Consider the following 13371-nt stretch of genomic DNA (forward strand, 5'->3'; position numbering starts at 1 on the left):
GAGGGGCGGCCAGGCGTTTCAAGGGAGCGCGCCGGCGCGTTGTGCGGGCTCACCAAAAAGCCCGCGTCTTGCGGCACGGGCTTCCTCGGTCAGGTCGGCAAGTGCGGAGCCCGCCTCCGCCTCTGCCCATCCGTATTTTGCAAGCCAGGACGAAACATCCTGGACGCCCACCCAGCATCGTGTGCGGATCTCGCCCTGCCATGCTGTTGCGGTTGTTTCACAGGTGAGCGACCGGTTTCGCAGGAACTGGCGTTGCTGCGTGCGTGCCATGGCGCCACAGGGCCAGACGTCGCCCTCCGCTGTGGTGCAGCTGCGGTCCACAGGCGTCTCGATCAGATCAGCCAGGCGTACGCGCTGATCCGGTCCGAAGGCGACGACCCCGGCAGCGAGGCTCGACGGCCGATGCAGCAGAACCACTTTCGGTTTGGTGCGCTCGGCGGCGTTGGACAACGGTGCGCGCGCCGCCACCCGTTCGAGGTCTTGCGCGTCGGCAAAGGCCGGCGATCCGAAGGCATCCGGTTCGATGCTGCGCACCTGCCGTCTGGCTTCCATCACTGTCGGTTGTCCGGTCGTGTCATCCTGAAGGAAGCCGACATCGGGCAGGTCGAGCTCCGACGGATCCGGCACGTCCAGATCCTCGATATTGTAATCGACAGGATCTTCGCGGAGCGTCGCTCCGGCCGCCATGACGAGATAGGCCCACAGGAGGAGCCCGATCGCGCCGGCGATGAAGGTGCTGATCCGTCGCATAGGCGCGTTTTCCTATTGGCTCGCCCAGATGATCCGCGCCACCCATTCGACATCGCCCATGTCCAGCATGCGCGGAGGGTGATCCGGATTGAGGGATTGCAGCTCGATCGATTTTGCGCTCTGCCGTGCGAGGATCTTCGCCATGACTTCGCCCTCGCGGGTCTTCACCACGACGCGGTCACCGCGGCGGACTTGCGCACCCGGCTCGACGATCAGGATGTCGCCGTCGCGGTAGAGCGGCTTCATGCTCTCGCCCTGGACCTCCAGCGCGTAGACGCCGTTGTTGCGGCCGGGCGCCGCCGGGAACTCGACGAGATCCCAGCCCTGGCCGGCAGGGAAGCCGCCATCGTCGAAAAATCCGCCGGCACCCGCCTGGGCCATGCCGAGCAGGGGGATCGAGCTTGCCTGCGGCGGAAATGTCCCCTGCGGCAGCGGGCTGCCGCGCAAGGCGTCTGGCGAGACATAGCGCATGAATTGGTCAAGACTGGCGCCGGTCGCTTCCAGCACCTTGGCGATGGATTCGGTCGAGGGCCAGCGCATCCGGCCATCAGCACCGACACGCTTGGACTTGTTGAAGGAGGTGGGGTCGAGCCCAGCACGGCGCGCAAGACCTGAAGGCGTCAGCGAATGCTGCTCCGCCAGCCGATCGATCGCGGCCCATATGCTGTCATGCGAAAGCATGTTCGCGCCTCTTCAGAGCCGGAACACTTCGGATCCCCGGTCCGGCAATGGCGAAAACAATAGATCAGCAAAGGCCGATAGTAAAGCAAAAAGGAATAAAATCCTCTCGCCTGTCTCAGGCGACCATGGCCATGTTGATCTTGCCAAGCTGGATCACGGCCTGGGTGCGGCTGTCCACCTTGAGCTTCAAGAGGATCGCCGAGACATGCGCCTTGATCGTTGCTTCCGACACGCCGAGTTCATAGGCGATCTGCTTGTTGAGCAGCCCTTCGCCGAGCATGCCGAGCACACGGCTTTGCTGCGGCGTAAGCGTGCGCAGCCGGTTGATCAGATCGGCCACGTCAGGATCCGTCTCCTGCCCGCCCTGATAGCTTGCAGGCGTGGCGATATCACCTTCCAGCACCGACTGGATCGACGCGCGGATCTCGTCGATCCCCGCTGACTTCGAAATGAAGCCGGAGGCTCCGAGCTCGAGGGCCCGGCGGATGGTGACGGGATCGTCGGTGGCAGAGACGATGACCAGCGGCAGGCTCGCGAATTCGGCACGCAGCGCCATCAGACCGGAAAAACCGGAGACGCCGGGCATGGCGAGATCGAGCAGCATGAGGTCCGCATCCGAATGCTCGGCGGCCGCCTTGCGGGCAGCTTCGAAGTCGCCGGCCTCGATGATGGTTTGCGTGCCGTCTATGCCGGTCACGGCCTGGCGCAGGGCGCCCCGGAACAGCGGATGGTCGTCGGCGATGATGAAGGTCGATGCAGCCATGTCACAGCCCCCTCCCAAGAGCGATGTCATTTTGCGCGCGAATGCGTCTCATTCTTTTAGCGCTTGACGACGCACTAGACAATGGTCGTGCAACGAATGGGTGAACGAGGCTTGTTTGTGGTCAGGTTCTGTCCGGAACGGGGTCTCCCGATCCATCCTGCTCCTGTCCCTGAAATTCCTGAACCAGCCCGAAGAAAGTCCGCATGAAGCGCTCCATGATGCCGATCGAGCGGTCAATCTCCGCGTCGCTCGGAAGCTCGTCGCTTTTGGCAGCCGTACCTTCGGCCACGCGTTTTTCCAGAGCTTCGATCCGCTTTTCCAGCCGCGCGAGATCCGCGTCATAAGCCGCCCGTTCGTCGGCCGCCATCCGGCAGGTGAGTGTGCCATCGGCTTCGGTGCAAAGTGTGACCGCCCCCGTTTGCCGATCGAGCCGTACGAAGCCGCTTTCCGATTTCTCCAGCGTGTAACGGTCGGTGGCGGCATCCTGAGCCATGGCGACGGGAACGCCGAGCGAGAGCGCCGCCAGTGTGAGCAATGTCTTGGCGATGAACATCTTGTTCCTCCTCCTGTCGTCCGTATCTCCAGGCGTGGACATTTGGCCGCGTTTGCGGCAAACCCGCCTCGACCCTGATGATCTGCGAGAGACCGGACCTTGGAAAAGACCATATACAAGATCGTGCCGCGAGAATTATGGCAGGAGGCGCGCGGCGCTGGCATTTTCAAAGGCGCGCCCATCGATCTCAGGGACGGCTACATCCATTTCTCGACAGGAGCCCAGGCGGTGGAGACCGCGCGTCTGCATTTTGCCGGCCAGTCCGATCTGCTGCTTGTCGCGGTCGATGCAGCCGTCTTCGGAGAGGCCCTGAAATGGGAGGCCTCGCGCGGCGGAGATCTCTTCCCGCATCTTTACGCCGACTTGCCGCTCGACGCCGTGCTCTGGGAAAAACCCCTAGCCCTCGGTGCTGACGGACTGCACGTCTTTCCTGACATGGTCGAGGAGAAACGCTGATGCTGGATCTCTTTTCTCTCGGCCGTCGTGGCCTTTTCCTCTTCGATGCGGAAACCGCCCATGGGCTGTCGATTGCCGCGTTGAAAACGGGCTTCGTCCCGACCTGCAAGGCGGCTGTCGATCCGCGTCTGGCCCAGACGGTTGCCGGCATTCACTTCCCGAACCCGCTCGGCATGGCCGCAGGCTATGACAAGAATGCCGAGGTGCCGGATGCACTGCTGTCGCTCGGTTTCGGTTTTGCCGAAGTCGGCACGCTGACGCCCAAGCCTCAGACCGGCAATCCGAAGCCGCGCATTTTCCGCCTTGAGCGCGACCGCGCGGTGATCAACCGTCTCGGTTTCAACAACGAGGGGCATGAGGCGGCGCTAGCCCGGCTCATCGCCCGCGGCAACCGCGCAGGGATCGTCGGTGTGAACATCGGTGCCAACAAGGACGCGATGGACCGGATCGCCGACTATGTCGCCGGCATCCGCCGCTTCTATCCCGTTGCGACCTATTTCACCGCCAACATCTCGTCGCCGAACACCCCGGGTCTGCGTGATCTGCAGGCCAAGGAGAGCCTCGATGCGCTCCTGTCTGCCGTGCTCGCGGCGCGTTCAGAAGAAGCCTTGCGCGCCGGCAAGCGCCTGCCGGTCTTCCTCAAGATTGCCCCGGACCTTACGGAAGAAGGCATGGACGACATCGCCGAGGTCGCGGCGGCGCATGATCTCGATGGCCTCATCGTTTCCAACACCACTCTGTCGCGTGACGGCCTGACCGACCCGACTCTGGCGGGGGAAGCCGGCGGCCTCTCTGGCGCACCTCTGTTTGACAAGTCGACCGCCGTTCTCGCCCGTATGCGAAAGCGCGTTGGTCCGGTATTGCCGATCATCGGGGTAGGCGGCGTGTCCTCAGCCGAAACTGCGCTGGAGAAGATCCGCGCGGGTGCAGACTTGGTGCAGCTCTATTCCTGCATGGTCTATGAAGGACCGGCTCTGCCAGGACGGATCGTCCGGGGCCTGTCGAGCCTGCTCGATCGTGAAACGGTCGCCAATATCCGCGAATTGCGCGACACGAGGCTCGATCACTGGCTTTCGGTGAAAGTCTGATTGGTCTTGGGTTTCAGCCGCGCAAGCAGCAACAGACCGCGTAGACCAAGAAACACGTTGAGCGCGATCCAGAGCCCGTGATTGTCAAACAGCGGAACGAGCACTGCGACGCTGGCGAGATAGCCGGCCAGCGCGACGAGCATCATGTTGCGCATGTCGGATGACCATGTTGCGCCGATGAAGACCCCATCCATGTGGAAGGCGAGTGCCCCGGTCAACGCGGTCAGGGCCGCGTAGACCAGATAGGTCTCGGCAACGCTGCGCACATCTCCGGCCGTCGTGATGAAGCCGATGATCGCCGAACCGAAGACCAGGAAGAATGCAAGGCTCGCCAGAGCCAGGCCGAAGGACCAGAACCCTGTCAGCTTCACCGCGCGCTCGAAGGCGCGCCGCTGTTTGGCGCCGATCGTTTCGCCCGTGATCTGCTCGGCCGCCGTTGCCATGCCATCGAGATAGAAGCTGGCGATCATGAAGAAGTTCATCAGAACGGCATTGGCCGCGAGCGTCACGGCGCCGAAACCGGCCCCGATCCGCGTCATGACTGTAAAGGCAGTGATTAGCGAGAAGGTGCGGATCAGGATGTCCCGGTTGAGCCGGAACAGCGCCATCAGCTTGGCGCGGTCGGTGATCATCGAGACCTGCGGGATTGCGGCGTGACCGTAGCGCCAGAAGACGAAGGCAAAGCCGGCGATCATGGCGACGAACTCGCCGATGACGGTGCCCCAGGCGACACCTGCAATCCCATATCCGAAAGTCAGACCAAGCAGGATCGACATGGCGATGTTGACGCCGTTCAGCAAAATCTGCAGCGCAAGCCCAACAGAGCCCAGTCCACGGCCGAGCACAAAGCCGAGCAGGGTGAAATTCGAAAGCGTCACGGGAGCCGCCAGAATGCGGATGCCGATATAGGTCGCGGCAGCTGCCTGAACGCCACCATCGGCGCCCATCAGCGCGGGGCCAAAGCCAAGGATTAGGGGAGAGACCGCGAGGATCAGCAACCCGAAGCCGATCGACAGGACGATCGAGCGCCAGAAGACCGCGAAGAGCTCGGATGTTTCCCCGCGTCCCTGCGCCTGGGCGACGAGTGCCGTGGTCGACGCCCGCAGGAAATTCAGACTGGCGAAGAGCAGATCGAAGAGCGCCGCCGCAATCGCAAGCCCCGCCAGTTGGGCCGCGTCGCCGCTACGTCCGACGACGGCGGTATCGGTGAGCCCCAGAAGTGGCGTCGTGACGAAACCGAGGGTCATCGGCAGGGCGATCGCCAGCACGCTGCGATGATTGACGTCGATGGTCCGGGTGGCGGAAGAAGATGGGCTATGCATGGATCGCTCCGGTGGGGACCGGAGCGAAGAGGGAATCACTCAGGCCGAGAGAACCATGGCCCAATAGGGCCGGTTACCGGAAGCGGAATCCCAGGCGACGGCGACGCCGAGCCCGTTGAAGCTGCCGGTCATGTTGTCGAGATGCCGCTTGGAATCGATCCAGGCCTGCACGGCGCGTTCGACGCTATCCTGACCCGCAGCGATGTTTTCGGCCGCCGGCAGCGGCACCCCGTGGCCCTTCATGCGGGCGCCGAAGCTGTCGTTGAAGCCGATCAGATGCGACATCTCGCCAGCGCGTGCCATGCGCTTGGCCTGGGCCACGGCCGCCACTTCCGCGGGGCGACTGCGGGAGAGGGAGGAGAGGCCACGCGATTGCCGGAGCCGGTTCACCATCGGCAACGCGGCGTCCGTCTCGGCCCGGGCCTGGCCGTCATCGGGGTTGAGAATGTCGGTGGACCGGCAGCCGGCGATCGCTGCCGTCAACAATCCGGCCGAGATCAGGATCAGCCGACGGCGATTTAGAACAGGCTCGGGCATGGCGACTTCAGTTCCGTGACGCGAAGAGGCGGAGCAGGATGAAGGCGGGGATGACGATCGTAGCGCCGATCAGCAGATACTGCCCGACCCGACCAAGAGCGTCGAACCCCGTGTACCAGAGGTCGATGATGAAGAACCTGATGCCGTCGAGCAGGTCCATCGGGTCAAGCCCGAAGATCGACATCACAAAGCCGACGATGAGCGAAACGACGATCAGCTTGACGATCGTGCGGCCCGGCGTGTCGCCGAGAAATCGATTGAGGCCATCAGCCATGCGTGTCTCCTGTTATCGTCCGCTGATATGGGCGCAGTCGGCCCGCCGTGCAAGCCGGCGAGCCGAGTGCTTGCGATAGCACTTGAGTTTTTTCCGGTGATCGGTCAAGACCGCGCGCCCGCTCCATGCTGGATCACCCCATGCTGGCAGGCGCAAGGATCTCTTCGATGCATCCCACACAGTTCTCGTCCGGCGACGTCATCGCCGATCGCCGCGCCGATTATGCCCGCATGCTCGCCGAGAATGGCGAACATGCGGCAGCAGTGGAATTGATGGAGCAGGCCCTGGAACTGGTGCCGGACTGGCCAGCCGGTCTGCTGCGTCTTGCGGACTATGCCGAGAAGGCCGGACAGGCAGAAAAAGCGATACCCGCCCTGCGCAGACTGCTCGAGCTCGACCCGGAAGATCTGTTCGGCGCGCAGTTGAAACTGGCTCTGCTCGGGGCCGAAGATATTCCAGACCAGCCGCCCTCTCGCTATGTAGAGGCGCTTTTCGATGATTATGCCGATCGTTTCGATACTGCACTTGTCGAGAAGCTCGATTATTCGGTCCCGGCCAAGCTCGCCCGGCTCATCGTCGAGCATGAAGATCGGCGCTTCGATCTGGCCGTCGATCTCGGGTGTGGCACGGGTCTTTTCGGTGCCGAGATCCGCGAGAGAGTGGCCCGCCTGGAGGGTTTCGATCTCTCGGTCAACATGCTCGCAAAAGCCGAGGAGAAGGGTCACTATGACCTTCTTGCCAAGGCCGATCTATCGCTCGACCCGATCGCGTGCGGTCTCTTCGATGAAAGGCTTGCGGAGTGCCGAGCCGACCTCGTCTCGGCGGCCGACGTGCTGATGTATCTGGGCGACCTCGCCAACGCCTTCGCACTTGCCGCGCAGCTCCTGAAACCCGGCTCGCTTCTCGCCTTTTCGGTCGAAGACGCGGGCGAGGGCGACGGCTTTATCCTGGCGCCGAGCCTGCGTTATGCCCACACCGAACAGCATGTAAGGTATCGTCTCGATGAAAACGGCTTCGACCTCGTGAAGCTGTCGCGCACGACCATTCGCATGGATGGCGGAAAACCGGTCTCCGGCATTCTGTTTCTTGCTAGCCGGAAGGCCTGACGAGCAGCTTTCTTGCGAACTGCACCATGGGTCAGGATTGCTGACCTATCCTCCTTGTTTTCCAGAGGTTCTCGGGTAAGATTTGCATTCGGGAGGTCATTTTCTGGAGAGCGTGATGGCGCAACTGACGAGCATGCTGGGAATCTGGAATTCGAACCCCACCCGCCACACCCCGGCAGAGGATCTGCAAGGACTCGTGGCAGGGAGCCTGATTGCGGCCCTTGGCCTTTACTTCCTCGCCCAGGTCGGACTTCTGACCGGTGGCATGGCTGGCCTCGCCTTCGTCCTGCACTACTGGAGCGGCTGGAGCTTCGGTCTTCTTTTCTTCTTGCTCAACCTGCCATTCTACATTCTTTCGCTGCGTCGCGTCGGCCTCGATTTCACCATCAAGACCTTTATCGCCGTCGGCCTCACCTCCTTCATCGTCGAAATCGAGAGCCGCTTCCTCGTGATAGAGAGCATCGCGCCGATCTGGGCGGCGATCCTCGGTGGCCTGCTGCTCGGCTTCGGCCTTCTGGCGCTCTACCGCCACCGCGCCAGCCTTGGCGGCCTCGGCATTCTCGCCGTCTACATCCAGGACCGCTTCGGCATCCGCGCCGGCTTGGTGCAGCTTGCCTTCGACCTCTGCGTCATGGCGCTGGCCTTCGCCGTCGTCAGCCCCTCCGTGGTGCTCTATTCTGTGATCGGCGCCGTGGTGTTGAACCTCTTCCTCGCGATCAACCACCGCTCGGACAGGTATATTGCGCTGAGGTGATACCTCTTTCGCCCCTTCTCTTTCCCCGCCCGTCCACTACCTTGGGGCGGTGACGACAGCTGATTCCGCCCATGCCCTTTTGCCTGCCCCCTTCCTCCGCTGGTTCGGCGAAAAGGGCTGGCAGCCGCGTGACCATCAGTTGGAGCTGCTGGCCCGGGCGAGATCCGGCGAGAATGGCGGCGAGAGCCTTCTCCTGATCGCCCCGACCGGTGCCGGCAAGACGCTCGCCGGCTTTCTCCCGTCGCTGACGGATCTGACCGAGCGCGGCCGCAAGAAGCCAGGCGAGGCCTTCACCGGCATTCACACGCTCTACATCTCGCCGCTCAAGGCGCTCGCCGTCGATATCGAGCGCAACCTGATGAAGCCCGTCACCGAGATGGGGCTTCCGATCACCATCGAGAACCGCACCGGCGACACACCGGCTCACAAGCGTCAGCGTCAGAAGACCAATCCGCCGGATATTCTTCTGACGACGCCCGAACAGGTCGCATTGCTCATATCCCATTCGGACGCGGAGCGCTTCTTCAAGGATCTGCGCTACGTCATCTTCGATGAGCTGCATTCGCTGGTGACTTCCAAGCGTGGCCATCTGCTCTCGCTCGGTCTGGCACGCCTGAGGAAACTCGCCCCTGGTCTGAAGACCATCGGCCTCTCGGCCACGGTTGCCCAGCCCATGGACCTGCGCCGCTGGCTGGTGGCGCAGCCTGATGAGGGCGAGGCAGCGGCGGGGCTGATCACTGTCGAAGGTGGCGCTAGACCCAACATCACCATCCTTCAGACCGACGAACGCATACCCTGGTCCGGGCACAAGGCACATTATGCCATCCCCGAGGTCTACAAGGTCCTCAAGGACTTCCAGACGACGCTGCTTTTCGTCAACACGCGCTCTCAAGCGGAAATGCTGTTCCAGGAGCTCTGGACGGTCAATGATGACAACCTGCCGATCGCGCTGCATCACGGCTCGCTCGACGTTTCGCAACGTCGCAAGGTGGAGGCCGCCATGGCCGAAAACCGGCTGCGGGCGGTCGTTGCCACCTCGACCCTCGATCTCGGCATCGACTGGGGCGATGTCGATCTCGTCATCCATGTCGGCGCGCCGAAGGGCGCATCGCGCCTTGCCCAGCGCATCGGTCGCGCCAATCACCGCATGGACGAGCCGTCCCGCGCCATTCTCGTTCCGGCCAACCGGTTTGAGGTGATGGAGTGTCAGGCGGCACTCGATGCCAACTACATCGGCGCGCAGGATACTCCGCCTGTGGGGGAGGGCTCGCTCGACGTGCTCGCCCAGCATGTGCTCGGCATGGCCTGCGCCGATGCCTTCGACGAGGATGAGCTTTACCGCGAGGTGACGACGGCGCTTCCCTATGCCGCTCTGCCGCGCGAGACCTTTGCCCGCATCGTCGATTTCGTCGCAACCGGCGGCTACGCCCTGCGTACCTACGAGCGCTATGCCCGCATCCGCCGTCGCAAGGACGGGCTCTGGCGTGTCTCGAACCCGCAGGTCGCTCAGCAGTATCGTCTCAATCTCGGTACCATCGTCGAAATGCCGATGCTGAATGTCCGGCTGGTCAAGCGCAACCATCTGGGCTCCATCGGTCGCGGCGGCATGACGCTTGGCAAGGTCGAGGAATATTTCTTCGAGCAGCTGACGCAGGGCGATACCTTCCTCTTCTCAGGCAAGGTCCTGCGCTTCGAAGGTATCCGAGACAACGAGTGCCTCGTTTCCAACGCCTTTTCGATGGATCCGAAAATCCCGGCCTATGCTGGCGGCAAGTTTCCGCTCTCGACCTATCTCGCCGAGCAGGTCCGCGCCATGCTGGACGATCCAGACCGCCGGACCGGTCTGCCCGACCAGGTGCGCGACTGGCTGTCGCTGCAGGCGGAGAAGTCGGTGCTGCCCAAGCGCGGCGATCTCCTGATCGAGACCTTCCCGCGCGGCGAGCGCTTCTACATGGTGATCTATGCCTTCGAGGGCAGGCTGGCGCATCAGACGCTCGGCATGCTGCTCACCCGCCGGCTGGAGCGCATGCGCGCCAAGCCGCTGGGCTTCGTTGCCACAGACTATGCGCTCGCGATCTGGGCCTTGGAGGACATGGGCTCGCTGATCGCGCGGGGAGCACTCAGCCTCGCAGACTTGTTCGATCAGGACATGCTGGGCGATGATCTGGAAACCTGGCTCGACGAGAGCTTCATGCTGAAGCGCACCTTCCGCAATTGCGCGGTGATCGCCGGCCTGATCGAGCAGCGCCATCCCGGCAAGGAAAAGTCCGGGCGCCAGGTGACGGTGTCCTCGGACCTGATCTACGACGTGCTGCGCAGCCACGAGCCCGATCATATCCTCATGCAGGCAACGCGACAGGATGCCGCCGCCGGGCTTTTGGACATCGCCCGGCTTGCCGATATGCTGGAACGAATCAGGGGGCACATCCTGCACAAGCGCCTCACCCAGATCTCGCCGCTCGCCGTGCCTGTGATGCTGGAAATCGGCAAGGAGCCGGTGGCGGGCGAAGCACAGGAGCATGTGCTGTCCATGGCGGCGGAAGATCTCATCGCCGAAGCCATGGCGTGAATCATGCGGAGCGGCTATGACGAGGCCTGATGCTGCGGAATGAAGACATGACGGGTATGACGGCCAGGCGCCTCGCGCCGATCGAGACTGTGGAGACGACGGCCGAGATCGCGCTTTCGGGCGTGGCCGCGGTCTGTGATCTGACCGGCGCCATGTACCTGCCGGATCATCGGACGCTTGTGGTCTCAGACCTGCATCTCGAAAAGGGCGCGGCCTTCGCAAGGCGCGGCCAACTGCTGCCGCCCTATGACACGCTGGCAACGCTTCGTCTGCTTGAGAGCGTGGTGAACCGCTACCAGCCCGCGACGATCATCAGCCTCGGCGATAATTTCCATGACCGCGTCGGCTCGGCCATGATGCCGCTGGTATTTCGCGAGATGATCCATGGTCTGGTCGCCGGACGTGAGATCGTTTGGATCAATGGCAACCACGATCCGGATGGCACAACGGCTTTGCCGGGCGTGTCCATGGATGAGTTTTCGCTCGCCGGCCTCACCTTCCGCCACGAACCTTCGCTTGCCCATGGCAAGGGTGAAGTGGCAGGTCATCTCCATCCCTCAGCCACCGTACGCCGCCGCGAAAAATCGGTCCGCCGTCCATGCTTTGCGACCGATGGCCTGCGCATGGTCATGCCATCCTTCGGCGTCACCACCGGCGGCCTTGACCTGCGGCACAAGGCCTTCACCGGTCTCTTCGCCCGTACCGACCTGATCGCACACCTGCTCGGCCGCGACCGGATCTATTCGGTGCGCTACGGCAATCTGCTCGGCTGATCCCGTCAGTCTTTCCGGAAGATCAGGCTTGCCGCCCAGCCCGTGATCAAGGCAAGCAGCACGGCAAATGTGCCGTAGGCCAGGGGCTGTTGATGAGCGGCTTCAGTGATCGCTTCTTCCAGACCCGTCTTGATGACGCGCAGCGGCAATTCCCGTTGCCCGATGAACTCGCCCGACTTGAACAGGTAGGCATGCACCGTATGAACGCCATTCGGGATATTGGCAGGAAGCCGAAGCGTCGCCTGAAAAAGGCTCGATGATACGAAGCGCACACCGCCCGTGTCGCGCTGGTAGAGACCGCCATTCTGTTTCAGTCTGCGAAACGCCTCGCGAAACTCGCTGAGGTTTGCGGAATTGCTGATGAAACCCGTGGGCGTTAGCGCGAGGTGATCGATGCCGATGCCGAGCGAGGTCAGGAGGTCATCCTCGGCGATCTCCTCCACAGGCCGGGTGCTGGCCAAGGAATAGGAGATTGGCATTTGTTCGAAGGTCAGCGACGTCCGGTTGACCCAGATCCCGAATAGCCGCTCCTTGCGGCGCACGGTCGTCCAGTCGCGTGGTCCTTCCAGCGTCACCACCACATCATACTGCCCGATTGCTAGAAGCAATTGGTCGGTGTTGGTGAGTGCACCGAAGACGGTCAGATCGGCGCCAGAAAAATCCGAAGTAATGGCGATCTCGCTGGTGGAGATGCCGATCTCAAGGCCTTCGCGTTCCGCAAGCTGTGTCGTCAGCGGATCCTGGGCCGCCGCCGGGGTCGACCAAGCGGTGAACATCGCAATGGTGAGAGCGAGGAGAGTTGCTTTCATCTCAGCCCCCGATCGCCAGAGAGTAGATGTCGTCGGGCGTCACGACCAGTTCGATCGCGAGACGCACGCCGACGGCGAGCACGAGAAGCCCCAGCAGCGCGCGCAACTGTTCGCCGCGCAGCTTCTGGCCGACACGCACGCCATATTGCGCGCCAATCACGCCGGCCACCATCAGGATGAAGGCGAGCACGATATCGACGGAATAGTTCGTCGCCGCCTGGACGATCGTGGTGTAGGCGGTGGTAAATATGATCTGGAAGAGCGAGGTGCCGACGACGACATTTGTGGGAATGCGCAGCAGATAGATCATGGCCGGGACCATGATGAAGCCGCCGCCGACACCCATGACCGAAGTCAGGATGCCGATGCCGAAACCGAGCGCGAGGATCGGGATGACGCTCAGATAGATCTTCGATTTCTTGAAGCGCATCTTGAAGGGCAGACGGTGCACCCAGTTGTGCTGCCCGGGCCGCTTCAGGGGGACGGCTTCGTTGCGGGCGGCCCGGCGAAGCGCCCGCAAGCTCTCCGCCAACATCAACCCACCGACCGTGCCGAGGAACACCACGTATAGCAGCGAGATGATCAGGTCGAGCTGACCGAGACGCCTCAGCCACGAGAAGATGTAGACACCGATCGTCGCACCGACCAGACCTCCTATCAGCAGAACTGTTCCAAGCTTCATATCCAGCGTACCGCGCCGGAAATGCGAAATGGCACCCGATACGGAGGAAGCCACGACCTGGTTCGCGCCGGTTGCAACGGCGACGACTGGAGGAATGTTGTAGAAGATCAGGAGTGGCGTGATGAGGAAGCCGCCACCGACCCCGAACATGCCCGAGAGGAAGCCGACAGCCGCGCCCATGCCGAGAATGATGAACACATTGACCGACAACTCGGCGATCGGCAGATAGATCGTCACGTCAGGACCTCAAATGC

At 62.7% G+C, this 13371-nt stretch carries 15 protein-coding genes; 6 read left to right on the plus strand and 9 right to left on the minus strand.

Going from position 1 to position 13371, the window contains the following annotated elements:
• Positions 1–18: 18 nt before the first annotated feature.
• From GH983_RS00640 to GH983_RS00655, 4 genes are all read right to left on the minus strand, one after another.
• A complete protein-coding gene (locus GH983_RS00640) occupies positions 19–750 on the minus strand; it encodes a thermonuclease family protein (protein WP_054149067.1) in 732 nt (243 codons plus the stop codon).
• A gap of 12 nt (positions 751–762) precedes the next feature.
• Entirely contained in the window at positions 763–1431 is a 669-nt protein-coding gene (locus tag GH983_RS00645) for a helix-turn-helix transcriptional regulator (protein WP_054149066.1), read from the minus strand.
• 115 nt (positions 1432–1546) lie between these two features.
• On the minus strand, positions 1547–2194 hold the full coding sequence (locus GH983_RS00650; protein WP_054149065.1) for a response regulator transcription factor: 648 nt from the start codon (positions 2192–2194) through the stop codon (positions 1547–1549).
• 121 nt (positions 2195–2315) lie between these two features.
• The gene (locus tag GH983_RS00655; RefSeq protein WP_153761353.1) at positions 2316–2747 is read right to left on the minus strand and encodes a hypothetical protein; all 432 of its coding nucleotides are present in this window, start codon (positions 2745–2747) and stop codon (positions 2316–2318) included.
• 99 nt (positions 2748–2846) lie between these two features.
• Between GH983_RS00655 and GH983_RS00660 the strand changes: the two genes are divergently transcribed.
• Together GH983_RS00660 and GH983_RS00665 are read left to right on the plus strand one after the other, a co-directional pair.
• Positions 2847–3203: a DUF952 domain-containing protein gene (locus GH983_RS00660; RefSeq protein ID WP_153761354.1), complete on the plus strand. Its 357-nt coding sequence runs from the start codon at positions 2847–2849 to the stop codon at positions 3201–3203.
• Positions 3203–4291: a quinone-dependent dihydroorotate dehydrogenase gene (locus tag GH983_RS00665; RefSeq protein ID WP_153761355.1), complete on the plus strand. Its 1089-nt coding sequence runs from the start codon at positions 3203–3205 to the stop codon at positions 4289–4291. Before GH983_RS00660 ends, GH983_RS00665 begins: the two co-directional genes overlap by 1 nt.
• On the opposite strand, the gene GH983_RS00670 is transcribed toward GH983_RS00665, so the two are convergent.
• The 3 genes from GH983_RS00670 to GH983_RS00680 are packed head-to-tail and all read right to left on the minus strand — an operon-like array spanning position 4267 to position 6424.
• Complete coding sequence (locus GH983_RS00670) at positions 4267–5613, minus strand: MATE family efflux transporter (RefSeq protein ID WP_153761356.1); 1347 nt, start codon at positions 5611–5613, stop codon at positions 4267–4269. The two genes, GH983_RS00665 and GH983_RS00670, sit on opposite strands and share 25 nt — an antisense overlap.
• A gap of 39 nt (positions 5614–5652) precedes the next feature.
• Complete coding sequence (locus GH983_RS00675) at positions 5653–6150, minus strand: CAP domain-containing protein (RefSeq protein WP_054149060.1); 498 nt, start codon at positions 6148–6150, stop codon at positions 5653–5655.
• A 7-nt stretch (positions 6151–6157) separates the two neighbouring features.
• Positions 6158–6424 (minus strand): DUF6460 domain-containing protein, encoded by a 267-nt coding sequence (locus tag GH983_RS00680; RefSeq protein ID WP_006727939.1) that lies wholly within the window; start codon positions 6422–6424, stop codon positions 6158–6160.
• A 167-nt stretch (positions 6425–6591) separates the two neighbouring features.
• On the opposite strand from GH983_RS00680, the gene GH983_RS00685 reads away from it, so the two are divergent.
• The 4 genes from GH983_RS00685 to pdeM all read left to right on the plus strand — a co-directional run bounded on the left by GH983_RS00685 (position 6592) and on the right by pdeM (position 11626).
• Entirely contained in the window at positions 6592–7530 is a 939-nt protein-coding gene (locus GH983_RS00685) for a methyltransferase domain-containing protein (protein WP_054149166.1), read from the plus strand.
• Positions 7531–7645: 115 nt separating this feature from the next.
• On the plus strand, positions 7646–8284 hold the full coding sequence (locus tag GH983_RS00690) for a YitT family protein (RefSeq protein WP_054149059.1): 639 nt from the start codon (positions 7646–7648) through the stop codon (positions 8282–8284).
• Positions 8285–8333: 49 nt separating this feature from the next.
• Positions 8334–10853, plus strand: coding sequence for a ligase-associated DNA damage response DEXH box helicase (locus tag GH983_RS00695; RefSeq protein ID WP_153761357.1), 2520 nt, complete (start codon positions 8334–8336; stop codon positions 10851–10853).
• Between the two features lie 56 nt (positions 10854–10909).
• Positions 10910–11626 (plus strand): ligase-associated DNA damage response endonuclease PdeM, encoded by a 717-nt coding sequence (gene pdeM / locus GH983_RS00700; RefSeq protein ID WP_194842819.1) that lies wholly within the window; start codon positions 10910–10912, stop codon positions 11624–11626.
• Between the two features lie 5 nt (positions 11627–11631).
• On the opposite strand, the gene GH983_RS00705 is transcribed toward pdeM, so the two are convergent.
• Both GH983_RS00705 and GH983_RS00710 read right to left on the minus strand, forming a co-directional pair.
• Positions 11632–12435 carry a TIGR02186 family protein gene (locus tag GH983_RS00705; protein ID WP_083229619.1) on the minus strand — a complete coding sequence of 268 codons (804 nt, stop codon included), beginning with the start codon at positions 12433–12435 and terminating at the stop codon, positions 11632–11634.
• A 1-nt stretch (position 12436) separates the two neighbouring features.
• Entirely contained in the window at positions 12437–13354 is a 918-nt protein-coding gene (locus GH983_RS00710; protein ID WP_054149056.1) for a sulfite exporter TauE/SafE family protein, read from the minus strand.
• Between the last annotated feature and the right edge of the window lie 17 nt (positions 13355–13371).

The organism is Agrobacterium sp. MA01, assembly GCF_009650195.1.
Taxonomy (GTDB): Bacteria; Pseudomonadota; Alphaproteobacteria; order Rhizobiales; family Rhizobiaceae; genus Allorhizobium.